Source organism: Rhodococcus sp. IEGM 1307, assembly GCF_030056915.1.
GTDB classification, from domain to species: domain Bacteria; phylum Actinomycetota; class Actinomycetes; order Mycobacteriales; family Mycobacteriaceae; genus Rhodococcus_F; species Rhodococcus_F opacus_D.
In genome coordinates, this window is record NZ_JASHKW010000004.1 from 139,192 (window position 1) to 163,468 (window position 24,277).

Annotated in this window: 24 protein-coding genes and 3 pseudogenes; 10 read left to right on the top strand and 17 right to left on the bottom strand. The window is 65.4% G+C overall.

Annotation, left to right across the window (positions count from 1 at the left end; genetic code table 11):
• Positions 1 to 518: pseudogene (locus QM841_RS09210) on the bottom strand (nucleoid-structuring protein H-NS); the annotation flags it as partial.
• A 1,128-nt stretch (positions 519 to 1,646) separates the two neighbouring features.
• Here QM841_RS09210 and QM841_RS09215 point away from each other — a divergent pair.
• A complete protein-coding gene (locus QM841_RS09215; RefSeq protein WP_283331753.1) occupies positions 1,647 to 2,009 on the top strand; it encodes a cupin domain-containing protein in 363 nt (120 codons plus the stop codon).
• A gap of 258 nt (positions 2,010 to 2,267) precedes the next feature.
• Here the strand turns inward: QM841_RS09215 and QM841_RS09220 are convergent, their stop codons facing one another.
• From QM841_RS09220 to QM841_RS09230, 3 genes are all read right to left on the bottom strand, one after another.
• Entirely contained in the window at positions 2,268 to 3,671 is a 1,404-nt protein-coding gene (locus QM841_RS09220) for a diguanylate cyclase domain-containing protein (RefSeq protein ID WP_283331755.1), read from the bottom strand.
• Positions 3,672 to 3,809: 138 nt separating this feature from the next.
• A complete protein-coding gene (locus QM841_RS09225) occupies positions 3,810 to 3,956 on the bottom strand; it encodes a hypothetical protein (RefSeq protein ID WP_283331757.1) in 147 nt (48 codons plus the stop codon).
• Between the two features lie 896 nt (positions 3,957 to 4,852).
• Positions 4,853 to 5,908 (bottom strand): FUSC family protein, encoded by a 1,056-nt coding sequence (locus QM841_RS09230; RefSeq protein WP_283331965.1) that lies wholly within the window; start codon positions 5,906 to 5,908, stop codon positions 4,853 to 4,855.
• 834 nt (positions 5,909 to 6,742) lie between these two features.
• On the opposite strand from QM841_RS09230, the gene QM841_RS09240 reads away from it, so the two are divergent.
• The 4 genes from QM841_RS09240 to QM841_RS43365 all read left to right on the top strand — a co-directional run bounded on the left by QM841_RS09240 (position 6,743) and on the right by QM841_RS43365 (position 9,308).
• Positions 6,743 to 7,165, top strand: a complete 423-nt coding sequence (locus QM841_RS09240; RefSeq protein WP_283331758.1) for an Hsp20/alpha crystallin family protein — start codon at positions 6,743 to 6,745, stop codon at positions 7,163 to 7,165.
• A 100-nt stretch (positions 7,166 to 7,265) separates the two neighbouring features.
• Entirely contained in the window at positions 7,266 to 7,595 is a 330-nt protein-coding gene (locus tag QM841_RS09245; protein WP_283331759.1) for a hypothetical protein, read from the top strand.
• 631 nt (positions 7,596 to 8,226) lie between these two features.
• A complete protein-coding gene (locus QM841_RS09250) occupies positions 8,227 to 8,688 on the top strand; it encodes a CinA family protein (protein ID WP_280783834.1) in 462 nt (153 codons plus the stop codon).
• A gap of 455 nt (positions 8,689 to 9,143) precedes the next feature.
• The gene (locus tag QM841_RS43365; RefSeq protein WP_477956192.1) at positions 9,144 to 9,308 is read left to right on the top strand and encodes a class I SAM-dependent methyltransferase; all 165 of its coding nucleotides are present in this window, start codon (positions 9,144 to 9,146) and stop codon (positions 9,306 to 9,308) included.
• A gap of 31 nt (positions 9,309 to 9,339) precedes the next feature.
• Here the strand turns inward: QM841_RS43365 and QM841_RS09260 are convergent, their stop codons facing one another.
• From QM841_RS09260 to QM841_RS09285, 6 genes are all read right to left on the bottom strand, one after another.
• Positions 9,340 to 10,050 carry a hypothetical protein gene (locus QM841_RS09260; protein WP_280783835.1) on the bottom strand — a complete coding sequence of 237 codons (711 nt, stop codon included), beginning with the start codon at positions 10,048 to 10,050 and terminating at the stop codon, positions 9,340 to 9,342.
• Positions 10,051 to 10,082: 32 nt separating this feature from the next.
• The gene (locus QM841_RS09265; RefSeq protein WP_283331761.1) at positions 10,083 to 10,583 is read right to left on the bottom strand and encodes a hemerythrin domain-containing protein; all 501 of its coding nucleotides are present in this window, start codon (positions 10,581 to 10,583) and stop codon (positions 10,083 to 10,085) included.
• A 426-nt stretch (positions 10,584 to 11,009) separates the two neighbouring features.
• The gene (locus QM841_RS09270) at positions 11,010 to 11,396 is read right to left on the bottom strand and encodes a MerR family transcriptional regulator (protein WP_283331762.1); all 387 of its coding nucleotides are present in this window, start codon (positions 11,394 to 11,396) and stop codon (positions 11,010 to 11,012) included.
• A gap of 762 nt (positions 11,397 to 12,158) precedes the next feature.
• On the bottom strand, positions 12,159 to 12,548 hold the full coding sequence (locus QM841_RS09275; protein WP_283331763.1) for a J domain-containing protein: 390 nt from the start codon (positions 12,546 to 12,548) through the stop codon (positions 12,159 to 12,161).
• A 405-nt stretch (positions 12,549 to 12,953) separates the two neighbouring features.
• A complete protein-coding gene (locus QM841_RS09280) occupies positions 12,954 to 13,277 on the bottom strand; it encodes a hypothetical protein (protein WP_283331764.1) in 324 nt (107 codons plus the stop codon).
• A gap of 67 nt (positions 13,278 to 13,344) precedes the next feature.
• The gene (locus QM841_RS09285) at positions 13,345 to 13,767 is read right to left on the bottom strand and encodes an Hsp20/alpha crystallin family protein (RefSeq protein ID WP_105419949.1); all 423 of its coding nucleotides are present in this window, start codon (positions 13,765 to 13,767) and stop codon (positions 13,345 to 13,347) included.
• Positions 13,768 to 13,894: 127 nt separating this feature from the next.
• On the opposite strand from QM841_RS09285, the gene QM841_RS09290 reads away from it, so the two are divergent.
• On the top strand, positions 13,895 to 14,416 hold the full coding sequence (locus QM841_RS09290) for a MerR family transcriptional regulator (protein ID WP_280783732.1): 522 nt from the start codon (positions 13,895 to 13,897) through the stop codon (positions 14,414 to 14,416).
• Positions 14,417 to 14,616: 200 nt separating this feature from the next.
• Here the strand turns inward: QM841_RS09290 and QM841_RS09295 are convergent, their stop codons facing one another.
• Positions 14,617 to 14,895: a hypothetical protein gene (locus tag QM841_RS09295; RefSeq protein ID WP_283331765.1), complete on the bottom strand. Its 279-nt coding sequence runs from the start codon at positions 14,893 to 14,895 to the stop codon at positions 14,617 to 14,619.
• 89 nt (positions 14,896 to 14,984) lie between these two features.
• Positions 14,985 to 15,179, bottom strand: a complete 195-nt coding sequence (locus tag QM841_RS09300; protein ID WP_283331766.1) for a hypothetical protein — start codon at positions 15,177 to 15,179, stop codon at positions 14,985 to 14,987.
• A 352-nt stretch (positions 15,180 to 15,531) separates the two neighbouring features.
• On the opposite strand from QM841_RS09300, the pseudogene QM841_RS43370 reads away from it, so the two are divergent.
• Both QM841_RS43370 and QM841_RS09305 read left to right on the top strand, forming a co-directional pair.
• Positions 15,532 to 15,619: pseudogene (locus tag QM841_RS43370) on the top strand (Hsp70 family protein); the annotation flags it as partial.
• Positions 15,620 to 15,833: 214 nt separating this feature from the next.
• A complete protein-coding gene (locus QM841_RS09305) occupies positions 15,834 to 16,247 on the top strand; it encodes a DUF6292 family protein (protein WP_280783735.1) in 414 nt (137 codons plus the stop codon).
• A 55-nt stretch (positions 16,248 to 16,302) separates the two neighbouring features.
• On the opposite strand, the gene QM841_RS09310 is transcribed toward QM841_RS09305, so the two are convergent.
• On the bottom strand, positions 16,303 to 17,091 hold the full coding sequence (locus QM841_RS09310) for a GAF and ANTAR domain-containing protein (RefSeq protein ID WP_283331768.1): 789 nt from the start codon (positions 17,089 to 17,091) through the stop codon (positions 16,303 to 16,305).
• A 130-nt stretch (positions 17,092 to 17,221) separates the two neighbouring features.
• Entirely contained in the window at positions 17,222 to 17,551 is a 330-nt protein-coding gene (locus QM841_RS09315; protein WP_283331770.1) for a helix-turn-helix domain-containing protein, read from the bottom strand.
• A 383-nt stretch (positions 17,552 to 17,934) separates the two neighbouring features.
• On the opposite strand from QM841_RS09315, the gene QM841_RS09320 reads away from it, so the two are divergent.
• Positions 17,935 to 18,291 carry a glutamate--cysteine ligase family protein gene (locus tag QM841_RS09320; RefSeq protein ID WP_280783738.1) on the top strand — a complete coding sequence of 119 codons (357 nt, stop codon included), beginning with the start codon at positions 17,935 to 17,937 and terminating at the stop codon, positions 18,289 to 18,291.
• A 104-nt stretch (positions 18,292 to 18,395) separates the two neighbouring features.
• On the opposite strand, the pseudogene QM841_RS43375 reads toward QM841_RS09320, so the two are convergent.
• Positions 18,396 to 19,209: pseudogene (locus QM841_RS43375) on the bottom strand (SDR family NAD(P)-dependent oxidoreductase).
• A 297-nt stretch (positions 19,210 to 19,506) separates the two neighbouring features.
• Here QM841_RS43375 and QM841_RS09330 point away from each other — a divergent pair.
• Positions 19,507 to 20,439, top strand: coding sequence for an NADP-dependent oxidoreductase (locus QM841_RS09330; protein WP_283331771.1), 933 nt, complete (start codon positions 19,507 to 19,509; stop codon positions 20,437 to 20,439).
• Positions 20,440 to 20,830: 391 nt separating this feature from the next.
• Here the strand turns inward: QM841_RS09330 and QM841_RS09335 are convergent, their stop codons facing one another.
• Both QM841_RS09335 and QM841_RS09340 read right to left on the bottom strand, forming a co-directional pair.
• Positions 20,831 to 22,855: a CocE/NonD family hydrolase gene (locus QM841_RS09335; RefSeq protein ID WP_283331772.1), complete on the bottom strand. Its 2,025-nt coding sequence runs from the start codon at positions 22,853 to 22,855 to the stop codon at positions 20,831 to 20,833.
• Positions 22,855 to 24,129: an ATP-grasp domain-containing protein gene (locus QM841_RS09340; RefSeq protein WP_283331773.1), complete on the bottom strand. Its 1,275-nt coding sequence runs from the start codon at positions 24,127 to 24,129 to the stop codon at positions 22,855 to 22,857. The genes QM841_RS09335 and QM841_RS09340 overlap by 1 nt, the downstream gene beginning before the upstream one ends.
• Between the last annotated feature and the right edge of the window lie 148 nt (positions 24,130 to 24,277).

A 24,277-nucleotide genomic window follows, 5' to 3' on the forward strand; every position in this document is an offset into this window, starting at 1 on the left:
TTCTTCGCGGGCGCCGTCTCGGACCGGGCCGGTTTGGCGGCAGCAGCCTTCTTCGCGGGCACCACCTCGGACGGCGGCGGTTTCGCGATTGCTTTGGCGCCTCGCTTGGCGGCCGGCGTCTCCGACCGGCTCGGTTTGGCGGCACCAGCCTTCTTCGCAGGTACCTTGGCAGCAGCCTTCTTCGCGGGCACCACCTCGGACGGCGGCGGTTTCGCGATTGCTTTGGCGCCTCGCTTGGCGGGCGCCGCCTCGGACCGGGCCGGTTTGGCGGCACCAGCCTTCTTCGCAGGTACCTTGGCCGCAGCCTTCTTCGCGGTCGGCGCCTCGGATGTGATCGGCTCCGACTCGGGTTCGGTAGTGAGCTGGGGTTCCACCTCGAGTCCGGCTCTGGCTTCCTCAGATGTTTGCGTCCGTCGCCGCAGCTTGCTGCTCGTAAAGGACCAGGCGCCCTCACCCGCGTCCCGAAGAACCCCGACTGCATTTCTGGCGGCGCGCGCGGCACCGCTGATAACGTTCATTGCCAACTCCGCTTGCCTTCCGCAGTCACGGCCGCCGACGCACGGGCGGCCTTCTCGGACGTATCCATCACCGCACAGACTAATCGTGAATGTGAGTCAATGAGCGACCGGCAGAGTGTGCGGTGCATGTCGGCAAATAGTGCGACTGACACAGATCGCCATTTTGGCACCAAACTGCATGCACCCGTTGATGCTTCGTTCTCACCCACCATCTCCCCTTCACGCCTGTCGCCCCCGAGCCCGGCTCGGCCGAGGGCCTGTCTGAACAATGCCGGAATGTCGTTGCACAACACGACTTCCCGCACCGACCTGACGCCACCGAAGCGAGTAGTACAGCGGACGGTGTTCGAAGCCGACGACCCGTCGTACGCGGCACCATGACGATAACCTGGCACCTCATTGCCGCCGGTGACGGGACCGAGGTGACCGTCACCGCCGCTGACGTGCCACCCGGCATCGGCCAAGGGGCACGAGGCCGGGATCGCCTCCTCCCTAGCGAACCTGGCGTCGTACCTCGACGGTGCCCGCTGACCAGGTCGGCTGTGACCCGAGCCCGAGCACTCCGTCCAGCTTCTGCCTCACCTTGGCCTTGGCCTTGGCCATTGATGCCGTCCAGGGCGGGACCGCCCTGTCGGGACGGCGCAGCTCCGTTTGTTCCGGTCATGGGTCCGTGCTAGCGATGACGGGTGTGGGTGTTCGACCGCTTCCCCCGCATTCTCATTGTGGCACCCGCCGGGTGGGTTCGCCGTTCAGTGTCTGCGCTTCCCGCGCCAGCGAGACAGCCACTCTAAGGCGAGTTCCACTCACCCATCCCCACGGCCGTGGTGCCGGACACATTCCTGGTCTCACACTCATGCTGCGACGTCAATTGGTCACCCCGGGCATGTCCTGGTAGGGCCCGTACGCCGCGCATCCGTCCCCATCCAAGCGTTCACACCGCGATCCTCGAGCAGCCACCAGCGTGTCGGCGGCAGTGACTCACCCAGTGGCCAGGCTAGATATTGCGGCAGCCAGCGAGCCCGCCCAGAATCAGAGGACGAGGAATTCGCTTCAGCGCGCGGTTCCGATCTAGCGGTCGAAGGTCCGCCGCCTCGGTCGGTACCGCCACAACGACGTGGGAGGACAACAATGTCCGGTCTCATCCGCAAGAGTCTCAATTCACCCGAGGAAACCCGCCCCTTCGAGGACGACATGGGCAAGCTCGAACTCGTCAACGTCCCGTCCGGCGCTGTGGGGAGGGCAACCTTCCAGCCCGGCTGGAAGTGGTCCAAACACGTCAAACCGATAGCCAAGACCGACAGCTGCCAAGCCGCTCACATGGGTTACGTCATCTCGGGTCGCATGAAAATCGTTATGGACGACGGAGAGGACATGGAGTTCGGGCCGGGTGATCTCATGGTCTGCCCGCCCGGACATGACGCCTGGATCCTCGGTGATGAGCCCTGCGTGGTTATCGACTGGACCGGCGTCGCCGACTACGCCAAACGGTAGACGACTGCACCGTGTCCCGCCCACTCATCGCACGCGCGCGAGGCAGGCGTGGCACGCGTCGGCGGGCGCGGTGCGCTCCATGACCGCGGCGATGGCGTCAACACATTGCGGTCTTCGCGCCGGTCATGGGAGGCTCGTCCGGCTCGAGACGCCGGTGGCAATGTGGCGGGACAGGATGGCGTCGGAGACTCCGCTCGCCTTCTCGAGCCACCATCCCGACGTCAGCATAAAATCGACTCAGCGGCAAGGCGATTCAGCTCATGGAGCCACGGCGAACCCACTCCCGGTGGCCTTGGCCTGATACATCGCCGCGTCCGCGCGCCGGATCAGCGACTCACGGGTCCCGTCCGGACCGGCGAGTGCGATTCCGACGCTGGCGGTGAACCGAAGACCACGCCCGCCCGACCCGGGGCCGACCTGCAGTTCGGTGACCCGGGTCGCGACTGCAATGGCATCCTCGACCGAACCGATCTCCGGGCACACGATGAGAAATTCGTCGCCCCCGATCCGCGCCACGGTGTCAGCGGGGCGCACCACCGATTGCAGCCGTTCGGCCCACCGGATCAGGGCGTCATCGCCCACCGCGTGGCCGAGCCGGTCGTTGAGAATCTTGAACCCGTCTAGGTCGACCAGCAACACCGCAACCCCGAACTCGCTGCGGCGCGCCGCCTCCAAGGCCACATCGATCCGCCGATGCGCCAGGGCCCGGTTCGGTAGTCCGGTCAACACATCGTGCACGCTCTGATACCGCAGCCCCTCCTCCGCCTCGATACGCCGGACCGCCGCCGCCAGCACCGCGGCCACCGAGAGCAGGAACATCACCTCGCGGTCGGAATACTCCCGGGGGCGCACACTGTGCGCGGTCAACACACCCCACACCGACCCGGCGCTTCCGATGGGGACGCACACCCCGGACCGCAGTCCCCGGGTCTTCATGGTGTCGGTGGAAAATCGGTGCTCCCCGTAGCGGTCGGGGCAGATGATGGTCTCGTTGACCGCCGCCGCATATCCCGGTTGGGAAGCGGCACCAGCGGCGAAGGCCTGCAGTGCGGGTGGTTGCCCCCGGTAGGCGAGCACCCGCAACACGCCGCCCGACTCACCGGCCCGGGCGACCGCGGCGCAGTTGACCCCCATCAACGCGGCGGCCGCGTCCGCGGCGCCCGCGAGTACGTCGTGGAGGTCGCCGTCCACGGCGAGCCGACTCAGCTCGGCGAGGGCTTGTTGTTCGCGGGCCCGGTACGCCGCCGCCTCCATTGCCGTGTGCAAGCGTTGTTCGTGCTCCTGCGCCGTCCGCAGGTCCTGGGCGATGCAGGCGATCACCGCCGGGCGGTGGTCCTCGGTGTGCTGGACCACGAAGATCGACACGGTCACCGGGATCGGTTCCCCGGTCACGAAATGCCGGAACTCCGACCTGCCCTCCCACTGGCCCTGCTCGAGCAGGGCCGATTCCATTTCGGGCGCCTGCACCACCCCGACGTCGGTGAAGAACTCCGGCGCCCTGCGCGCCCCGACCGCGGCCTCGTCGGCCAACCCCATCAGGTGCATGCCAGCGGGGTTGAGATAGCGCAGGCGACCGCTGTCGTAGTCCGAGATGGCGACCAGATCCGGAGCGCGTTCGATCACCGTGAGCAATAGACGAGGGTCCGCCGCTGCCGGTTCCATCCTGGCTGTCCTGTCGAGGTGTCGAGGTGTCGAGGCGATGTGTCGATGAGCAAAGCAGGTTCGAGCGTAAGCAGGAGGACCGAAGCGCGACGTTTGGTCGTTACTCAAATCTCCGGTCCGTGCTCCACCGGCACCGTGTCAGCGAGCAGTGCGGGTGACGGGTCGGCGATCGTCGGCATAGATGGCTTCGATTCTCGCCTTGATTTCGGCGGTGCCCATCACGCCGGGTCGCCGCAGCGTGCGAGGTGTGGACACGGAGAACGTCGGGTTCGTGGGTGTCGCCATGAGAAGTCTGCCTTCGTCGCTTTTTTGGGGTGCGCCGCCGCGAGCGGCCGCGTCGATGTATTCAGCAACCACGCATTTATGTGATCTGATTCACACGCAGTAGCGTTACGTCCCCACTACCCGCGTACGCCGGACCTGCGTGGCAACGATGCACCGGCTACCGGACAACGAGCGGCGCCGTACCCACGTGAGACCCGCCTTGGCGACGGCGCCGCCACTCTTCAGGAACCCCGCAGGTGGGAGGCATCGGCGCTCACCTCCATCGCCCGGGTCGTTAACGGGTCGGTGGTTCCATCAAGGAGGCGGATACCACGTGCGTTGGGATTCGGGCATCGGAGGCCGCGCATGCTCGGAGGCCCGCCTGCCACCGTGAGCGAGCTAGGCGAGCGGCTGAACTGTCAACCGGTGAGTGCCAGACAGGCAGCCGACATTGCCGAGCAGCGAGGCATCCGACTCCCGCACGTCACGTTCCCCGGCTATTGGCGGCACACACGGCCGACCGCAACGGCAGACGCTCGAGCGCTTCGCCGCGGTTCTGCCGATCCCCCTCGGCCAATTACAGCGGGCGGCGTGGAACGCAACCGCACGGCTCGGTCTCTACACACCCCTCCGAGGCATACCTTCTCGGCGATCGACAGCGCCGCGTCCTAGATGAACTGATCAAAGGCGATGGCCGAAGAAGTGAGTCGACTGGAGTACCAGCGAATACGAAACAGAACCACGGACGCGCGAGGGCGGGCCCACCACAGCGAACTGATCGAGCCGCACCGCCTCGGTGAAACGACGGTCAGCTACTCCCACCCCCTGTTCCACCGCTGCGGTTGATGTGACAGATCTCTGCGCCCCACGGGGCGATCACCATCCACCATGGCCGGCCCTGTCGACTGCACCTGGAACTAATGATGCTCCCGCTGCTCGTCGAAATTATCCAGCACGGTCAGGGCGGCCCACAGACCATCCGCCGCCAAGGCGATCGCCTGCAACGCACCGGATGAGGGTTGGCGCCGTTGGACTGTCTCCCTGAAGGACTCGAGGCGCGAGCGCGCATCGGGCAGAGCTGTATGCACAACGTGAAGATAGGGCTCTCGATGGTGGGCAGGATCCCACGTGAGTTTGTCGAATGCAGCCGAGAACCCCTCGATCAGCCCTGCTGCTTCGCACCGAAGCTGATCCGGAATGGGCGCCGTGGAACCTTCCAACCGATCCTCGGAGGCGGTGAGTGCCTCGACTGCGACCTCCAGCACTGACACCTGCAGCAACGTGTCGTCGAGAATCGTAGCTATCGGCTGGTACACCCGAGATCCCCCGACTCTGGCCCAGCCGACGCTGCGCATGTTGCCTCGCAGGCTTTCCCGACCCTCACTCAGTGCAGCGCCGGCGCCGGTCGACTTGTGCAGATCCCACACCCGTTGCCGCCCTCGATCACTATCGTGGCGCCCGGACCGTAGCCCGTGGGCAAGATCGGCGAGCAGGGCGGAGAGTTCCTCGGCACGTTGCAGAATCAGATCACGCGCCGTGGAGAGCCTGTCAGGAGGCAGGACGAGAGCGTTGACCGCGACACCGACGAGCACACCCACTGTGACGTCGAGGACACGATGAAACACCAGGGTGGCATCTGTTGCCGTGCCGTACAGCAACACCAACAGCGCGGTGATCGCCACCCACATCCCGTCCGGCGCCAGCCACCGGCTGCGGCCGAGGATCGTACCGACTGCGACCGCACCTGCGATGGCGGCGAGTTCGGGCAAGGTCTGTGTCGCCAGCGCGGCCACAAGCACACCGAGCACTACGACGGTGACCTGACGTGCGGCAGCGGCGACCGAACTGCGGACCGTGGTGCCGATGATGAACAGGGCGGCGTAGGGCGCGAGGAAGGCCTCGGGACTCTGCAGCACTCGATCGGCCAGCCACCACGCGATAAGCACCGCCACAGTGCATTTGACGGCCGACACCAACCCCGGCTGCTGGAGGGCACTGCGCAGCCAGGTACCCCATGCACCCGAACTCGGTCGCTGCGTCTGAATATCGGTCCGCGCGGGAAGAAACCATCTCATGTCAAACTCTCAGCAGGTACAGAAGTCATCAGCTCGGTGTCAACTCATTTCAGTTCGGTTCTGCACGGCAGACGTGCCACTCGTGTTCTCGGCCGGGCAGACTCGTTTGGGGTGCGCTTCGCGCCGCGCCCGGTCCCGGCCACGCTCCCCCTCCGGCGAGGAAAACAACGACGACTCGACCTCCCGGGAGGACTCCAAGATGCGCCACATCTCCGCGATGACAGTCGGTGGGCAGTCTGGTCCGCGGCGAGTCCTTGCGCCGGAGACCGGCCACGATGCTCGGCGCACGAGACAACAAACTTAAAATACCAATCGGTCTATTTTTCCGTGGTCAGATGCCCCCTGCTGAAGCCGGCGACAAGCGAGCGATCTCGAGGGACGCCGGCACGGTGACGGCGTCCACGTTCCCGGATCACGACCGGGCCGCCCGGGGGGCTCGTCGATGTCGATGCGGGATTCGGTGGCCCCGGCAGCGGTGGTGTTCCACCGCCAGGTGTCCGCAAACCAGGACTGCACCTGTTCCGGAGAGTCGACGACGGAATGGAAATAGGTCATGAGGTTCCTCCAGGGTGGGACCGACCCGAGAAACCCAAAAAGAAAGGCCGAGAATCGTAGCCGGTGACGGACACTGTCTGCCGGGCTGTGAACTCAACCTCTGCTCTACACGGTAACGCGCTTTTCCCAGTAAGCAAACCCACCGCCACGCCCACCGTCTGCTTCACGGCAAGATCGATGATCCCACCCTTCGAAGCCGAACAGGCCTATTTCCCATTCCTCCAACCCGCCGACAGAGCCGATCGGGTCACCGAGAGTCTCCAGTGGACCCGGGAGGCGACACCCCGAGCCGATCTGCCCGGCATCGACCCCGGCTCGATCGACATCGATGTCGACGCCGGGGTATTGACCCTGACCGCCCATCGAAGCCAGGCAGACGACGGTGTGCAGTGGTTGACATCGGAACGTTTCAGCGGCCGCTACCGGCGCCAGGTGTCGCTCGGAGAGAACATCGACGTCGCCCGCATTTCGGCGAGCTACGACAACGGTGTTCTCAGCGTAATCCTGCCGGTCACCGAACGAGCGAAACCGCGGCGCATCGAGATCACCCGCAGCGGCTCACCCGTCGCATGCGGTGACCGCACCCCCATCGAAGGCTGATACCACGCACCCGGGTTCGGTCCAGCGACACACCGCTGGACCGAACCCGATGCCGGACAAACGCATCCGACCCACTGCCCGTACTCTGAGGACCTGAAAGATGACTGCCACCACGACCGAGTTCCGACACGATCGCCACAATTCCGAGCCACACTCATCCTGGCCCACCAGGCCGCGTCGTCCTCTCGGCGAATACTGCAGTGACCTCTCGATCATGCTGGGCTCGCTGTCGAACGTGATGTTCTGGATGCTCGGATTCGGCATCCTGCTCGGTGCCGGCGCCATCGCTGCCGGAATCGCCGCCAACCGACACCCCGGGGTCGAAGGGAACGAGTCCAAGGGATTGGTAGCGCTCCTCGGCATGCTCACCGGGACTTTCGGAATCGCCGCCGGCGTCGTCTTCCTCGCCGCAGCGCTTCCCAACCTCTGACGTATACGCACGCCCCGAAGGTTGAGAACCAAGGAGGCCGTGCGCTCCTAGGGTGGTGGGTAATTATATGCATGCGCAGTGTGTCGACCTGATTGATAGCACCCTTCGGTGGCTGTTGCGGCTTTCAGGTGCGCTCCCTCGGGTCCAGTCCGTGAACTCGCGGACTGGCCCTAATTCTTCCTGCACTTCGGGCCGAACCGGGACTCCGCGAGTCGTCGATACGAGCTTGTGGGGGCCCGGTCCGCACCCCCTCGCTCATCGTCAGATGGCGCGCAGTGGTTCTGCCGACTGGCACTCCCGTGTATGGCGATTGCGATTCTGGGATTGCGCCTACTCGTCGCGGGGTATTTCGGTACTCACGTCGTCGTCGTGTCCGGACGCGATGACGGCCAGGCTCCCCGGTTCAGCCTGTAGCCGGCGGGGCCGCCGAAAAGTATCGGCGCCGGCGACTGAATGTCGAAGGCGAGCGGTGCACTACTCGCAGGAATTGCAGTCCGGGAGAGTCAGCAACGAGTCCTGCTCGAAGCACGAGGTGGAGGTCCGATGATCAATGTGATGTTGTTGGTGATTGTGCTCGCGGCCGGAATGGCCAGTGTATCTGGACTTCACCGCATCCGCCGGGGCGCGGCGAGTGAGTAGTTGCGACGAGCGTGCGGAACGGATCTCTGTCGTGGCGCGCGACCGGCAACTCACCATTGCGACCGCGGAATCATTGACTGGCGGGAGAATCTCCTCCGTTCTCGGTGCCGCGCCGTCGTCGTCCGAGTGGTATCGAGGCAGCATCGTGGCCTATGCCAGCTCGGTGAAACATGGATTACTGCAGGTTCCAGACGGCCCGGTTGTCAGCGAACCCAGTGCCCGCGCGATGGCGACATCAGTAGCGGAGTTGCTCGGCGCGGATCTTGCGGTGGCGGTCACCGGTGCCGGCGGACCCCAACCTCAGGACGGACAACCACCGGGGACCGTGTGGTTCGGGGTCTTTGTCGACGGTTCCGCTCGCACCGAGCTGCGGCACTTCGATGGAGATCCCGGCGACGTGGTGGAAGCGACTACCGCTCATGCCCTGTTCTTGCTCGAAGACGCACTGCGCTGATAAGTGCGGCGTTTCGGTCCCGAAGGCATGAGGAGTTGTCTTGATCCTACGAACCCGGGGCTATCCACCACAGGACGATACTTGGCTGTTCGCTGACACCCTGGCGGACCACCAGACGCGCAAACGCGTGTCCTCGACATCTGCACCGGTACCGGAGCGCTCACCGTTCGGGCAGCCGAGTTGGGGGGCCGGCAGCGTCACCGCGATCGACATCTCGCGCCGCGCGGTACTTACGTATCAACGCTCGCGTGCACGGGCACACGATCCGGTGTTACAGGGCAGCGTCACCGTGCCCGTCCGGGGCGAATGCTTCGACCTGGGGATCTCTCCCCCACCGTACGTGCCCTCTGAGGAAGACCGAATCCCCGGCTCCGGCATGGCGCGCGCCTGGGATGCCGGCACCCACAGGTTGCTCCTCGACCGAATTTGCACCCAGGCACCCGACGTCCCAGGTCATGCTCGAAGAGCAGGGTTTGAGGGTCGACGTCATCGCTCGGCGGGAGATTCCCTTCGGTCCCGTCCTGACCGCGCGTCGCCGCATGCTCGCGTCCCGCGGCATCATCACCGCGGATCAGCGCAGCGAAGAGATCGTGGTGATCCGCGGCCGTCAGCATGCATAGACGCCGTCGTCGGAGCGTTACTCGGCGAGATCTACGAGGACGGGTCGCCGCGGCCGTGGCGACTACCCCGATACGCGCCGACCCGCACCCCGGCGAGCCATGCGGGGCGCAGCGCCAACCCCGGTGGACAGTGGAGTACCGGGTCGAAGGTGGGTTGCTCGTCGTCCGTCAGCTCCTGCACCCGTGTCAGCGTCACCTGCCCAGCCGGAACGGGCGACCCGGTCGCCGAGACCAGGTCCAAGCGGAACCGCAGCGGCGCGTCGGTGAGGGACTGCCTCAGCGAATCCAGTGAGGTCGTCGCTGGATGGGGTCCCACCGGGACGGCCAGCACCCATTGGGTGTCCGTTCCGTTCGACGAATAGGGCATCAGGCTGCTGTACCGGGCGCTGCTCCACCCCCGTGCGGGGAGCGGGAGAATCCGAGTCACCGCCGAGGTGCCTGAGCTGGCCAGCAGAAGATCCCATTCGGTGTCGGGCGGATCGAGCGGGATCTTCAACGCCAGCCCGAGCACGTCCGGTACTCCCGACGGAGTTCCCACTCCCCCGGACAGTCTCGCCACCACGTCGATCGGTGTTCCGGTCTTCAGCGTCCACCAGGGGGAGCCGAGTTCGATATGCCCCGTTGCGACCAGGCCACGCGGATGGAAAACCCGGACGCCGCCCCGCATCGCGGCGGCCACCCGGAACGGCATCCCCACAAACAGCGTCCGTGCGGTATCGAGGGTCCGCTCCGCCAGATGCATGGTTCGCTGCCGTCCGTCCGCGCTCACACCCCCTACTTCAGGACGGCGTCGACAGTCTTCTTCAATGCCGACGGTTGGGATGGAGACCTCGGCGCCTTCTCCTTCAATTCCAGCAACCTCGCGCCGATTTCCTGGAGTTGTTTACGTCCCAGCTGTTCTCGCACCTTCGGGAACCACTCCTGCTCTTCTTCTTCGATGTGGTGCTCGACGCTCTCGATCAGCACGGTGGTCTTCGCGTCAAACCGCTCGTCGTCGGGTTTCATCGCTGCCAGCTCGACGACCAGCACGTCCGCGACGTGGTGCTCTTCGTAGGATTCGAGGATGTCGTCCTCGAGATCCGGGACGAGTTCACGCACCTTCGGATACATCCCCTCGTTTTCGATATAGGTATGCACCGTCAGCGCTTCGATGATCTTGTTCACGATGCGACCCTTCTCCACCTCGGCGTTCGGTCCCGCACCGCGGAAATCCCGGAACAATTTCCGGATCTCCTTGTGGTCGTTCTTCAGAAGCACGATCGCATCAGTCGACATGGGTACCTCACACATGGGAATCGGATGGAAAAGGACGGGCGGTGACGTCCTCTACGCATTACCCACCAACACCACGCGCTAACACGGGCCTGAGATCCGCATCCCGCTGCGCCGCGACCTGACCACCTCCGCCGGGACGCCGACGGACAGAACTCATGCGCACCCCTGCCTGCAACGACCGGTGCCGCAGCGGGTCCACACGGTGACTGGCACCCAGTGCCGTGGCTGTTTCACGGTGGGATGCAGTGGTACCACTCGGCAACAGACATTCGAGTTCCTACCCTCCGAGAAAGGCACTCCCATGACTCGACCGGCTACGTCACCAACGACGCGCTCACCACTCCAACTCGCCTCCCAGGGCGATGGTCAGTTGGTCAACGTCGAGCTGGCAGGACGCGACCTTCAGCGACCCACGCCGGTGCCGTCTCATCCCAGGGCGGGGCCGATCCGACCGGATGAGGGCCCGTGGGCCTGCTGGACCTGCTGGAGTTCGGCGTTGATGCGTCGGGCCTCGGCGAGTTGGTCTTCGAGGATGATGATGCGGCACGCGGAATCGAGTGCGGTGCCCTGGTCGATCAGTTCGCGGGCTCGCGCGGCGAGACGCAGCTGGTATCGGGAGTAGCGGCGATGGCCGCCCTCCGAGCGTCCGGGGGTGAGCAGCTTCGCGGCGTCGAGGCTGCGCAGGAATGCCTGCGTCACGCCGAGGATCTCGGCGGCATGACCCATGCTGTAGGCCGGGTAGTCCTCGTCGTCGAACTTCCCGGCAGGGTCACGGTCGGGCGAATCTTCCTGAATGGGGGTGACACCTTTCAACGGACAGGGCCCCCGGCGCCGTGAGGCACCGGGGGCCGGAGCGGGATTCACTTCCTTATTTACTGCACTTCTTCCGGCCGTCGGGCTCTTCGTGCCGCCCGGCAGCCGCCGGATGTGCCGGGGCCTTACACACTCACATCAACCCTCACCCAGCACATCCTGGTCTAGCGGTACTTCTCGGCGGGCAGTTCATCCTCTCCCGCACCTCGTGAACTCTTTCCTTGCGACAAGAGGAACTCTACAACGGCGACATCGCAATGTCTACAGTCTTCACTACAGATATTTCGGAGATGCAAGGTTTCATGTCGACGGGCCACCTCTCCACCCGCGGGGGCGGAGCGGCGACCGCGCACATTCACTCGCGAACGTACCGGGAGTGAGAAAATCTGGGTTCTGGTTGATCTCCGCGCACCGGCCGCCGTGGACTGGCCGCCCTCTCGTACCGGCCGAGGATTCGCTCGACGGCGATGTCGCCGGCACAATTCTCTTCGCCTTCCGCTCGAGACGGTCGAACGGTCGCCCGTCGCGAAGGCACCACCGGGGTGGCCGGCGCGGTTGTCCCGCCGCGCCGCCACCGAGTCCAAACCACCGCCCTCCGCATCCCGCGGGACTCGGTCGAGCCACCAAACATGCTGCGAGAATCGCTGATTCATACCGGCCGCTCGGGCGGTTCGGGCTGCAATTCGGGAGAAAATGTGCCCAACCGGGAAAGGTATATCCAGTCTGGCGTTCGACCGGGCCTCAGCCGGATAAGTGCACCTGTCAGTGGTGCCATCGCACCGGACTCACCCACAACCCGGCCGCGGGTGGGCGCCGCGGCGGGGTACCGCGCACGACGACCTGGATGTGGACCGGGGTGGCAGGCTGGGTCGGAGCCCGCGGCGATCGGGGAGGCCGGACACCGGGTTCGGCCGCTGCGCGGTCGGTGACTGCCCGGTCGTGGGCGGCGCGGTGTGCGGGGTCGCGCAGCAGAGTGTAGGCGGAAAGGATGCGCTGGAGGCGTTCGTCCGCCGCCGGGTCGGGGGTTTGGTGGTGGGTGCGGGTGTCGGGGTGGTGTTCACGCAGCAACCGCCGGAAGGCACTGGCAATGTCAGCCTGGGACGCCGACGAGGAAAGGCCCAGCACCCGATATGGATCCCGCCCGGTGGCCATCACCTCACCCCTTTCGTGTGATGCGCAGGAGAAAGGTGGTTCCGGGCGTTCGGGGTGCCGGAACCACCAGGACGGGGCGGGCCCGAACCACAGGAAGGTCCGCCCGCGCTTTTCCTGATTCTCCAGATGTCTGGGTTGGGCACTCCCCGCCCGGAACGGCCGACGAAGACCCCGTCCGCCACTGATGGCCGTGCGCCCCGGTCCATCCGACACAACCACCACGGATTGTTGTCGGGTGCGCGGTCGGCGCCGTCGTATGGTCTTTTCGTTGATCGGCGGCATCGGGCGGCGTGCCCGGGGTTCGGCGCGCCGCGCGCGAAGGATTGACAGGTGAAGGAGGCGGCAGCGGTCGAACCCCGTGAGCTGGGTGCACTCGTCTGATTCATCACCCCTTTCCGAATTGCATCACATACGAAACATGCTCTTGCGGAGGCACTTTCCGGGTGTCGGTGGCGAACGCTGTGTGGCCTGGATCTCCGGGACCGGAGGAGCCGACACCGTCCACCCCATCGAAGCGGGAGGGGATGACCGCGGCGGACCGGCCGGCGTAGTCGCCAACCGAGCGAGCAGGACCACGGCCTGCGGCGTCAGCGCGTCGGCGAGGATGTGATCCGAATCGGCCTCGAGCACTGCGTAGTCGAGCTCGTGCCACGGCCACACCACTTGGCGTTCGCTGCGCTCCGGAATTACGGTGGCGTTCAACTCGGTGACCATGTTCGCCAATGTCATCGACAATTCACCCCTCCCGAGCTTGTCACCTCGGTCGAGCGTTGGCGGTCTCCCTGTCGACCGTGCCTCAGGCGTTGACCGCCTTCTTCTCCGAATGCCCACTACTGATTTCGATCTTGCGGGGCTTGGCCTTCTCGGCGACCGGAATCGTCAACCGCAGCACCCCGGCGTCGTAATTCGCCTCGATCTTGTCCGCATCGAGGTTCTCCCCCAGGAACAACTGCCGGCTGAACACCCCGCGCGGACGCTCGGCTGCAACCATCTCTCGGTTCTCGTCGAGCGCGGACCGTTCGGCGCGCACCGTCAGAGTATTCTTGTCGACGTCCAGATCCAGCGAGTCGGCATTGACACCGGGTAGATCGAACTCCACCACAAACCGGTCCTGTTCGCGCCAGGCGTCCATCGGCATCACCGCCGGACGGGCCGCGGTGCCGAGGAACTGCTGCGTCAGACGGTCGAGGTCGCGGAACGGATCCGTACGCATCAACATCGTGTCCACCTCCTGAAACCCTCTTCATTCCACCAGGTAAACTCCAGCAGATGCTGTAGGTTTGGTATAGCATCTGTCGTAGACCATGACAAGAGGTTGTGCGAGAAAATTCCCGATCGGAGCAAAAGTGCCCGAAAAATCCGAGCGGTACGACTCCGAATCACCGTCGCTGCGCGGTGTTTACGGCATTTCGGTAGCCGCAGAGCTGTCCGGGTTCGGGGTCGCGGCGCTGCGCCTGTACGAGGACTACGGGCTGATCACCCCGGGCCGCACCGACGGCGGCACCCGCCGCTACAGCGACTACGACCTGGCCCGGCTTCGGCGCATCGCCGAACTCATCGAGGCCGGCGTCAACCTCGTCGGTATCGGCCGGGTTCTCGACCTCGAGCACCGCACGGACGAACTCGAACGCCACAACCGCCGCCTGCAAGCCGACAACGCGCAACTGCGCGCCGAGCAGGATCCCGTGACCAGTACAGACCACACTGGTGCCTCCCGTGCCCCCGAGGTCGACGCTGACGAGGACCGGTCCGCGAGTGATGCGGCGCAGCCCGGAAGGCCTCGACGGCGGTCAGCCTCCGGGCAGAATCCCCGCCTGCGGGCCGGCCCCACCCGCACCCACAGCGCCGGCGAACGCGAACACCACTAACGCACCCGGCACACCGTTTCGGCACCGGCGTGCCGGGACACTCGTCAACGCGGGCATGACCGGTTACGGGCGGCGAGTCTGCTCGCTCACCGTATGTGTGCCGCAGCAGGCGATGTGCGCCGGAGATTGCTGTGACAGCTGTCGCGCCACCACCTCAGCTCCGTTCGGTCCCGGGCCGAGATAGTGACTGTGCCAGGTGCTCATCTCGCCGAACCGGCACCGGTCCGTGCGCGGGGCACCAGTTCGCACCAGGCGCTGGTTCCGCCGCGAATATGGGGGTGCGGATAGCACAGGGCCAGGCCCTGCTCGTCGAAGGCGGTGAACCACTCGTTCCAGGACAGGTGCTCGAGTCCGGATGTGACACCGAGGAAGTCGATCCGCAGAGCACCCGTCGCATCGCGTGCCGGTGCGCCGCGATGGGCCTGAATCCACCGGCGGATCTCGTCGTGTGCGGTGGTGATGCGGGGTGAAGTTGTCATCGTCATCGACCTCCTCGCTGCTGGGGATCGCATCCGATCGCGGGGATGGCGGGTGCCGGTCCGCCCCGCGGTTCCGCTCCGCGGCCGTCTCAGGTGTCCTCGCGGCGGGCGAAGCACTCGGTGGCCGGGGTGAAACCGGGTTGGGCGAGCATGTCGATGTCGGCGCAGCCGGCCTCGCCGAACACCAGCGAGTCGGTATGCCAGACCAGGCTGACGTTCTCGCAGCCGTGCTCGAGGATCAGGTATTCGTAGTTCTTCAGCGCCACCAGTGTTTCATCTGTCATCGTCACCGCCACCGCCCATATGTGCGGGCGTCCACCGCCCGCGCCTGTCCGAGCGGTTACATTCTGCCACAAACCTCGTGCATCTGGGAGAGAAAATCTCGCCCTCGGCGGTGCGAGGCGGCGAGTGGCTGCCTGGGCGGCTACCGCAATGCCGGCCTTGGGTTGACCCCACCCACGCGTTGCGCGGGGCGGTAGCCAGCACCGTCGTAGGTCCTCCCGCGGCAGGAGAAAACATCCTGCAATTGCGGCATATTTTCTTGACGCTGGTTGTTGTACGGAGAGAAAATTGAACTGTCAACGGGAGGGTTTCGGCGGTGCGCCGAGGGTGCGCCCGGGGTGTAAGGAGGGAGTTGTGGCACGGGCGGTCGGGATCGATCTCGGCACCACGAACTCGGTGGTGTGCGTGCTGGAGGGGCGGCGACCCGGTGGTGGTCGCCTCCTGACTGTGACCATCCCAAGCGCGACAGCGCAAAGCCGCGGTTGCGGATTTTGCCGGTCGCACCGGCAGATCGAATCCCCCACATTTGACCGGTCCGACACACCCATCCGCACCGGCGGGATCGCCCCGCTCTTTGCGCGCTGACCAGGCCCAATGGAGCATCATCGACGTCACCACGGTGGTCGGGTGTTCCGCGAAAGAGAAAGAGTTCTTCGATGAAGCATCGCGCCGGCGCCGCCGACCCCTCGGACATCAGTGCGTACGTGGTCGCGGTCGCGGTCGCACTGAACACCGAAACGATGCGCCGATGGGACACGGTCACGTTCGACGCACTGGTGGTGCTACCGAAGCAGTTCCGGTACTACAGCGGACGCCGCATCCTGGTCGCTTGGAATCACCATTTCGGTTGGTCATTGGGCATCGAGGGCCAGCGCATCGACCGCATCCTGATCATCACCGGACTCGGAGTCGGGTCACACCCTCAGCCCGAGCGTATCGGCGACCGAACGGACGAACTCATCGCCGATCTGCTGCACCTTGAATGCCGAACCCCGGAGGCCTTTCCGATCCCCACGCTCGTCCACTGGATCGGTGAGGATGCCGCCGCTCCCGAACCGCGGGAGCGGTAACGATCGAACCGGCGAGGCCGGAACAGGCCTGCCTGGCTGATCTCCCACCCGGGATCTACACGGAATCCCCCGCTGCTTCACCGCCCGGTTCGCGCTTCGACAGGCGATCAGTGGTGCAGTCCTGCATGAACTTGCGGGCAACTTGGTTGAGTTTGGTGTTCGTGCGCTGGGAAATCTGCTTGAGATGCCGAAACGCCTGATCGCTGGTGAACCCGTGAACGGCCATCAGCACACCCTTGGCTTGATCGATCTCCGCCCGCGAGACCAACGCAGTCGCGAGTTGTTCGGCGTGCGTGCTGGCATGCTGCCAACCCCGCGCATTGCCGATCGCGGCCGACGCTGCGGTAGTCAACAACCGCAGCAACCGCTCGTCGAACGGGTCGAATGCCTCGACACGGTAGCTGTAGACGTTGAACGCTCCCACTACATCGCCGGGATCTCGATCATCGAGCAGAACCGGTACCGACAGACACGCCCGAATTCCGGCGTTCTCTGCGGCGATGGTGAATTCGGGAAACCGGTCGCGATCTGCGCCCGCCACTCGGACCGGACGCAATGACGTCGCGGCCTGCAGGCCCGGGCCCCGCCCAGCGGCGTACTGGCATTCGTCGAGGGCGATTACTGCGTGGTCGGTCGAGGCAACGGTGCGCGGAACCCCGTCTTCGAGTTGCGTGACGCTGACCGCATCCGCATCGGCAACCGCCACAAGGGCGGTTTTCGCGAGCCGACCCAGCACCGTCTCGAGATTCTGCGTCGCCGCCTCACCCCGCAGTGCTGCCACCCCCTCGATGACGACGTCCAATGCATTGGTCGCCGACATGTCACCAACTAGCTCGGCGGCCATCTCACATACCTCTTTCAGACGCCATCTCACATACCTCTTTCAGGCATTGTGCTCATGACTAACCAATTGAAAGCGCGGTCACGGCGCCCGCCGGTTGGCTGTACTCGAAATCCCTGATCCTGCATCGCCGTCAGGAACGGTCGTCGGCGGTCCGATCCCGCAGATCGCGCCGCGCGTCGGCGAGTTGTTCTTCGAGCGAGACGATGCGGCACGCGGCTTCCACGGCGGTGCCGTTACTGACCAGCTCGCGCACGCGGGAGACGAGGCGGAGTTGGTTCCGCGAATACCGGCGATGCCCACCCGGAGAACGTTGCGCCACCACCAAACCCATGTCGTCGAGACTGCGGAGAAAGGCGGCGGTGACACCGAGGGTGTCGACGGCGCGGCCCATGCTGAACGCCGGATAGTCGTCATTGTCGAGTTCGTTCCTCGATGTTTCACGGTCAGGGTTCTCGTCCACGAATACCTCGGTGCTTCTTCATGGTCGGGGCGGGACTGCGCGCCTGCGGTACCGGGGTCCCGCCCGCGTTCACCACGGTGTCAGCGGCCGCCGGTACCCCGACATTCGATGCACAGCTTTCAGATCTCGTGAGTTACGCAACACCTGCCTCTCGACTCGAGACCCCGCGCCTACGGATGAACAGTCTCATTCGTCAGATGCGGGTTCCGGGTACGGAACCCGCATCTGGAAGAGTTCCGCTCCCGTCGGTGTCTTGTCGGGGCGGCCCCCGGAGGGGTCGTCTCCGCCGATCTGCGGTCAATATTATGCCGATGACTGGAGGAAGTCTACAGTCAGCACTACAGAAATTTCGTGCCACTGCCATCGAAGCCCGAATCGCCGACGTGCCCGCGACCGACGACGACGCCGCGGTAGTGGCGACCCTGATCCAGGGTCTGTCGTCACCGCCCACCGCGCTCCTCCGGGGCTACACCCCCAGCCCGGTGGATACGCACGCGGCGTACTGGCGCGCCGCCCGCGACGGAATCGACGGGCACGGCATCGACCCGGTCTCCGGGCATCTGGTCCCCGCCACCGACCCGATCCTGCGCCTGCTCGACCACCTTCGCCCCGCCCTGGGTCGCACCAGCGACTACCACCGGGCGCACCAGGCCCACCAGCGGTCCTCGCCCGCGGCACCGGCGCCATCCAGCAACGCCGCACCTTCGGAACAGGCACACCGCCGGACCCGCTCGACATAACGGACCACCCTCGCCCACCAATCTGCACATCAGAGTTGGGTTATTTTTGTTGCCCCGGAGCATATTCGACTGTCGGCGCTCACCGTGGCGGTGGTGCGGCCGAGCTACCGTCCCGATCCCGGTTTGGCGAGGGCCTTGTGTGCGGCCGCCTCGACCGCGTCCGGCGTGGCGGCGCCGAGCGTAGCCATCACCTTCGACAGCGCGGAACTGGCGACCACCTTCCGCTCGCCCCGCCACATCGCGTCGTACCCCTGCTTCGCGACCGCGGCGGGATCATCCTTCGGGCCCTGCCCCAGCGCCGTGTCGCCCAATCTCGCCCGCGCGAAGAAGTGGGTGTCCGTCGGCCCGGGCATCAGCGCGGTGATGGTGACGCACCGGTGCCCGTCAGTTCGCTGTGCAACGCCTCGCTGAACGACTCCACGAAGGACTTCGAGGCGTTGTACACCGCCTGGTAGGGGCCGGGCATCGTCGACGCCACCGACGAGGTGACGAGCACCTTGCCCACGCCCCGTCGCGTCATGTCGTCGAAAACCAATTTGGCCAGGTGCACGGTGGAGCGGACGTCGAGGTGGACGACGGCGAGCGTGTCGGCGAGCGGGTATCGACGAATGAACCACCGCGTCCCACACCGGCATTGAGAACCGCCGCGGCCAGAGGCCTGCCGTCCTCCCCGACGGCCGCATACACCGTGGTCACGCACTCCTCGGTCTTCAGGTCGGCGCGCACGGGAATGATCGTCGCTCCCGTGCAGGCGAGGTCAGCGACCGCGGAGTCGAGTGCGTCGGAGTCCGCCACCACGACGAGGTCGTACCCGTCCTGCACGAACAGCTTCGCCGGTTCCAGACCGATGCCGTGCGAAGCGCCGGTGACGAGGGCCAGTGGTCGCGGTGCCTGCGTGGTGTCCGGTTTTTCGGTCACGTCCCCTGCCTTTCGTCGGATTCCGGTCGCGGACTCGAGTACCCCGACGGCCCACCCGTACACCCCGCCACCCTCTCGAGGAGTGTGCGGCTGCCGTAGCCCCCACGCCGTCGCTCGTCGCCCAAGAATTGGCGATGACCTTGCGCATCCAACTCGGTGGTCCCTGGGCCGTCGTGGCCGTGCGCACCCCGGACCACGAACGCACATTTCCGGCCTTCGCGATCGGCCTGCGGCCGCAGGGCTGGGAGAGGCAGGATGGGAACGGATACGTGCCGCAACGTTGGGGAGGACACCAGGATGAGCAGGGCCTACGGCTACACCTCCTACGGCGGTCCCGAGACCGAGACCTGGTTCGACCGGCCGGAGCCGGCCCCGGGTCCCAGCGAGCTGGTGATCCGGGTCAAGGCCATCGGGGTCAATCCGATCGACTACAAGATCCGCAGCGGAGCGATGGCCGACCCGCAAGCCACCCCGGCCTTCCCCCTGGTTCTCGGTGTCGAAGCGTCGGGTGTCGTGGTGGCGGTCGGATCCGACGTCACCGGGTTCTCCGAGGGCGACGCGGTGATGGGCAGGTCCGCACCGGAGCACGGTAGCTACGCCGAGCACGCGGTGCTGCTCGCCGAGGCGACCGCGCACAAGCCCCCGCAGCTGAGTTTCTTGCAGGCGGCGGCGCTTCCGGTGGCTGGCGGGACCGCCTGGGAGGTGCTGGAGCGACTCGACATCGTCGAGGGCCAGACGCTGCTGATCAACGGCATCGGTGGCGGGGTCGGCGTGATGGGGGCACAGCTGGCGCGGGACCGTGGTGCCGCGGTCTTCGGTGTCGGGAGCGCGGCCAAGCGGCCGCTGGTGGAGAGTCTCGGAGCGACGCTGGTGCCGTACGACAGCGGCGACGTCGTCGAGCAGATGCGGGAACTGCTCCCCGGTGGTGTCGATGCCATCCTGGACCTTGTCGGCGGCGGACCCCTGCGGCAGGTCGCCATTTTGATCACCAACCCTGCCCGCATCGTCTCCATCGTCGATCCCGGTGTCGACGAACTCGGTGGCACCTTCCTGGTATCGGGCACCGCAGGGGTTCCCAGCATCGCCCGCCTGGTCGCCGAGGGCAAGGTCGACCCCAAGATCTTGCAGACCTACCCCTTCGATGAAGCGCCGCAAGCCCTGCGCGCGATGGAGTCCGGGCACGTGCTCGGTAAGATCGTGATCGACCTGGAACAGACCACGCGGGCGTGACCCGGCGAGGGACACGGCCCGATTTCGCGGTGAAAGATTCTGATTGACAACAGCGTTGAGGTGGGCAGGTTCTGGTCGGACGTTCATGATGCCGATGACAAGGCGAGCAGCGGCATCCGACGCCAGGCTGCTGATCAGAGCCGGGACGCGGTCGATTGTGCTCCGTCGATGGGCCGGGCAGGCACTCCATGAGCGTGCATGTCGCAAGCGCGTTTCATGGCCGAGAATGCGCCGGATCCTGCTGTCGTGTGGAGGGTCACGAAGGGAACCCAGGAATTCGGATAACACACCGTTGGCCATCCGGGATCAGGTGGACGCGGACCAGGCCGATTACCGTTCCGGAGCATCATATTCAGAGTTTGCTGCCTTCTGAGATGACATGCCGCATTTCTCACACGAGGTCACGGGGTACCGTGCGGTCCCATTCGTGGGTGGCGACGCACCGGCCGCCCTCATACGCGCGTAGCTCGGCTTGGATGCGGAAGTTTTCCGCGGTGGACGTCAGTACGGTGCGGGTGGTCGTCGACGCTTTCCAGTCTTCCCGCTCGAAGGTGACCGTCCACTCCGTTTCACCGCGAACCGACCCGAAGTCGTCACCAACCCAGCTGTAGCGCTCGTACGCCCGTCGCGCGACCTCGAGTCCGCTGTTGTCGAAACGGATGACGCCGAGGTCCTTGACGACCTCGAGAGCGGAGATATAGCGCACCAGGTCCCGTGAGACGGTCCAGTGCTCTTCACCGGGCACGAGTTGCGTCACCGGGATCGGTTGAGCCCCTTCCGGATCGTCGAACGGACGCAACGGGAATTCATCGCGATTGATGGTCGGGCGGAGGGGCAGGACGAGTCTGCTCGAGCCGGTGAATACCGACAGCCGCACCGGCTCCGGCGGCGGCCATACCAGTGGCCAGTAGGAAGTCGAGAGGGCAACCCGGAGGCGATGCCCTGCTGGCAGGGCCTGTGCCATGGCGTTGAGTTGCACACTGACCGTGTAATGGTCTCCAGGAACTAGCGGTTCGGGGTCCTCGTTGCTCTTTCGGTGGGTCAGGTTCAGTAGGCCGTAGCTGATGCGGGTTGCTCGGCCGTCGGGTGCGACGTCCGAGAGGCGCGCTGCAACCATCGCGACCGGCTTGCTCGCGGCGAGCTCGAGCTCGACTGTGGGAGAGCCGAGAATTTCGTAGCGGTCGGTGAACTCGTCGGTGTCGAAAACCAGTGAGCCACCGTCCTCCTCGCGCTGATCGTAGGGCAGGTCTGGAGGGGCGTTGTATGAGCACCATTTTCCGGCGAACTGGCCGACCGACAGTGGTGATTCGATCGTGAGTTCCTCGACCCCTACCTTCTCCCCTGGATTGCCCACACGGTTGCGTTCGAGGGGATGTTCGCTGCAGTGGATGTCGGGTGAGGGCCAGCTCGGCTCGCCCACCCAACGGCCGGGTCGATCCTCGTATGCGGTGAGTGGCGGAACGGTCTCCTGCATCCAGATCCGCAGCATCGGCTCGTCCATGACGTCGTTGGGGACATCCTTGAGCCAGTGATCCCACCAGCGCACCACTTCTTGGAGGAAACCGATCGCGGGACCCGGCTCTCCCAGATGCGGATACTTGTGCGACCAGGGTCCGATCAGCCCCTTGCGCGGTCCGTCGAGGTGGGCGAGCAGCCGGAACACGGAGTTGGTGTAGCCGTCGGCCCACCCACTGACCGCGAGGACCGGACAGGTCACCGCAGAATAGTCTTCACAAATCGAACCGTGCCGCCAGAAGTCGTCGCGCCGCTGGTGACGCAGCCAGTCCTCGATCCACAGCCCACTCCCGGTCAGCCGCTGGTGCCACATCTGCCGCCACCGGTCCCCCACCACGGCCGGGTCCGGTGGACACGAGTTGTACGCGAACATCGTCGACGCCCACGACAGGTTGTCCGAAAGGAGGCATCCGCCCATGTAGTGCACATCATCGGTGTAGCGGTCATCGGTGGAACTCACTGTCACGATCGCGTCGAGTTCGGGTGGGCGGCGGGCCGCCACCTGCAGCGCATTGAACCCACCCCAGGAGATGCCCATCATCCCGCACCGACCCGTGCACCACGGTTGCTCGGCAAGCCACGCCAGCACAACCTCGGCGTCGGTCAGTTCCTGTTCCAGATATTCACCGGTGAGAATCCCTTCCGAGTTCCCGCTGCCCCGCAAGTCCACCCGCACCCCGGCATAGCCGTGCCCGGCGAGGTAGGGATGGTGGATCGAGTCCCGCCGAGCCGTGAGGTCACCCTGTCGGTACGGAATCATCTCCAGGATCGCCGGAACCGGCGCCGTGTCGGACCGCTCGGGACGCCAGATGCGCGCGGCCAACCGGACTCCGTCGCGCATCGGGATCCAGACGTGCCGGTCCTCACGGACGATGGACGGAAACACGGTCACCGTGCGCATCAGCCGACCGCCTCGAACTCGAAGGGCAACGCCGCTTCCACACGTGCGAATTTGCGGGTCAACGCCACCTCGTTGGACGCCCCGATGTAGACGCGGCCTAATTCGAAGCTGTAACTGTCCTGCCCGCGCAGGTCCGACAGCCGATCCCCCGCATGGACGGCAATATCGATCAAGGTCCCGGGCACCACTGCCTCGATCGCGTCGATTTCGTCCCGGCGTGGACTTCGACGGACGATGCCGTCGGTGTAGCGACGAAGAAAGAACTTGCCTGCTACTGCGAAAGCACCTTTGCCACTCGGGTGTTCGGGGTCTCTGTCGAGCGCCAGCCGCAACGCCACTTGATGGTTGGCGGCCCCGTCCACGTCCTCGAACAGCGTCGCATGCGACTGTGAGTGCCGCGGATTGATCTCTAGCAACACGACCGTGTCTGTGACTGTGTCCCAGAAGAACTCGACGTTGAACGTCATCCGCTCGAGTCCGATAGCCTCGACGACACGGCGCGTGATATGCGCCAGACGGATGCAGACGGAATCGGGTAGCGACGAAGGGTACTGATAGCGAAGGAAACTCGGGCAGGTGGCTGCTCGCACCGAGTCGACCACCCCGTAGACGACGACTTCGCCACGGTAGCGGAACCCCTCCACCGTCACCTGCCGCCCCGCCGCAGCCTCTTCTGCCACGCAGAAGCTGCCACCGACACCGGCGATCTCGGGTGGGAGCTCGACCCGGGCAAGGAGCGCATCGAACGGGTCACCGACCCAGCCGATCCCTTCGCGGATCTTGCCCAACGCCTGACGGAACTCGTCGACGTTGGTGACCCTAAAGGCCAGTAAGGAGGAGAAGGACTTCACCGGCTTGATCCACATCGGAAAATGCACGTTCGCTGGTGGTTCGCGGTCGTTGGACGGGTCGACGAGCCCGAACCGCGGGTACTCCTCGATCACACGTTGTTGGATGATCCGGCTCCAGTACTTGTGCTCACACATCACCACTTCCTCCACCGAGGCTGTGGCGAGCCCACACCAACTGCGCAAGAGTGGCAGCATCGCACTGACCGGGAAATCCCAGAATCCGATGATCGCATCAACCGATCCGGAGAAGGAATCGAGTTGGCACTGCGCTGAGCTCAGCAGGTCATCGAATGCGATGCGTTCGCCGAACATCTCCTCCCACGACAGCAAGGAATGAAACCGGCACCCTCGCGCGTCCGGCATCCGCTCCAGGATCCGCTTGTTGTGCTGATCCAGTCCCAGGACAAACACGTTCTCGGGCATACCTCACCCTCCCTGCCGACGCCCTCGATAACGCCAGACCCGCAATCAGTCCAGCCGCTGGGAACGCGGCACAGACACATATCGGGGCGCCTGGTGGGGTGCCGGGCAGGCAACGAGCGCCCCCCTTCTGAGACATCCCCAGCGGCGC

Excerpts from the sequence above, each read along its gene's own strand:
- QM841_RS09215 (WP_283331753.1), top strand. The coding sequence starts at position 1,647 with ATGTCCGGTCTCATCCGCAAGAGTCTCAATTCACCCGAGGAAACCCGC.
- QM841_RS09220 (WP_283331755.1), bottom strand. The coding sequence starts at position 3,671 with ATGGAACCGGCAGCGGCGGACCCTCGTCTATTGCTCACGGTGATCGAA.
- QM841_RS09225 (WP_283331757.1), bottom strand. The coding sequence starts at position 3,956 with ATGGCGACACCCACGAACCCGACGTTCTCCGTGTCCACACCTCGCACG.
- QM841_RS09240 (WP_283331758.1), top strand. The coding sequence starts at position 6,743 with ATGATCCCACCCTTCGAAGCCGAACAGGCCTATTTCCCATTCCTCCAA.
- QM841_RS09245 (WP_283331759.1), top strand. The coding sequence starts at position 7,266 with ATGACTGCCACCACGACCGAGTTCCGACACGATCGCCACAATTCCGAG.
- QM841_RS43365 (WP_477956192.1), top strand. The coding sequence starts at position 9,144 with ATGCTCGAAGAGCAGGGTTTGAGGGTCGACGTCATCGCTCGGCGGGAG.
- QM841_RS09260 (WP_280783835.1), bottom strand. The coding sequence starts at position 10,050 with ATGCATCTGGCGGAGCGGACCCTCGATACCGCACGGACGCTGTTTGTG.
- QM841_RS09265 (WP_283331761.1), bottom strand. The coding sequence starts at position 10,583 with ATGTCGACTGATGCGATCGTGCTTCTGAAGAACGACCACAAGGAGATC.
- QM841_RS09275 (WP_283331763.1), bottom strand. The coding sequence starts at position 12,548 with ATGGCCACCGGGCGGGATCCATATCGGGTGCTGGGCCTTTCCTCGTCG.
- QM841_RS09280 (WP_283331764.1), bottom strand. The coding sequence starts at position 13,277 with ATGACATTGGCGAACATGGTCACCGAGTTGAACGCCACCGTAATTCCG.
- QM841_RS09285 (WP_105419949.1), bottom strand. The coding sequence starts at position 13,767 with ATGTTGATGCGTACGGATCCGTTCCGCGACCTCGACCGTCTGACGCAG.
- QM841_RS09295 (WP_283331765.1), bottom strand. The coding sequence starts at position 14,895 with ATGACAACTTCACCCCGCATCACCACCGCACACGACGAGATCCGCCGG.
- QM841_RS09300 (WP_283331766.1), bottom strand. The coding sequence starts at position 15,179 with ATGACAGATGAAACACTGGTGGCGCTGAAGAACTACGAATACCTGATC.
- QM841_RS09305 (WP_280783735.1), top strand. The coding sequence starts at position 15,834 with ATGAAGCATCGCGCCGGCGCCGCCGACCCCTCGGACATCAGTGCGTAC.
- QM841_RS09310 (WP_283331768.1), bottom strand. The coding sequence starts at position 17,091 with ATGGCCGCCGAGCTAGTTGGTGACATGTCGGCGACCAATGCATTGGAC.
- QM841_RS09330 (WP_283331771.1), top strand. The coding sequence starts at position 19,507 with ATGAGCAGGGCCTACGGCTACACCTCCTACGGCGGTCCCGAGACCGAG.
- QM841_RS09335 (WP_283331772.1), bottom strand. The coding sequence starts at position 22,855 with ATGCGCACGGTGACCGTGTTTCCGTCCATCGTCCGTGAGGACCGGCAC.
- QM841_RS09340 (WP_283331773.1), bottom strand. The coding sequence starts at position 24,129 with ATGCCCGAGAACGTGTTTGTCCTGGGACTGGATCAGCACAACAAGCGG.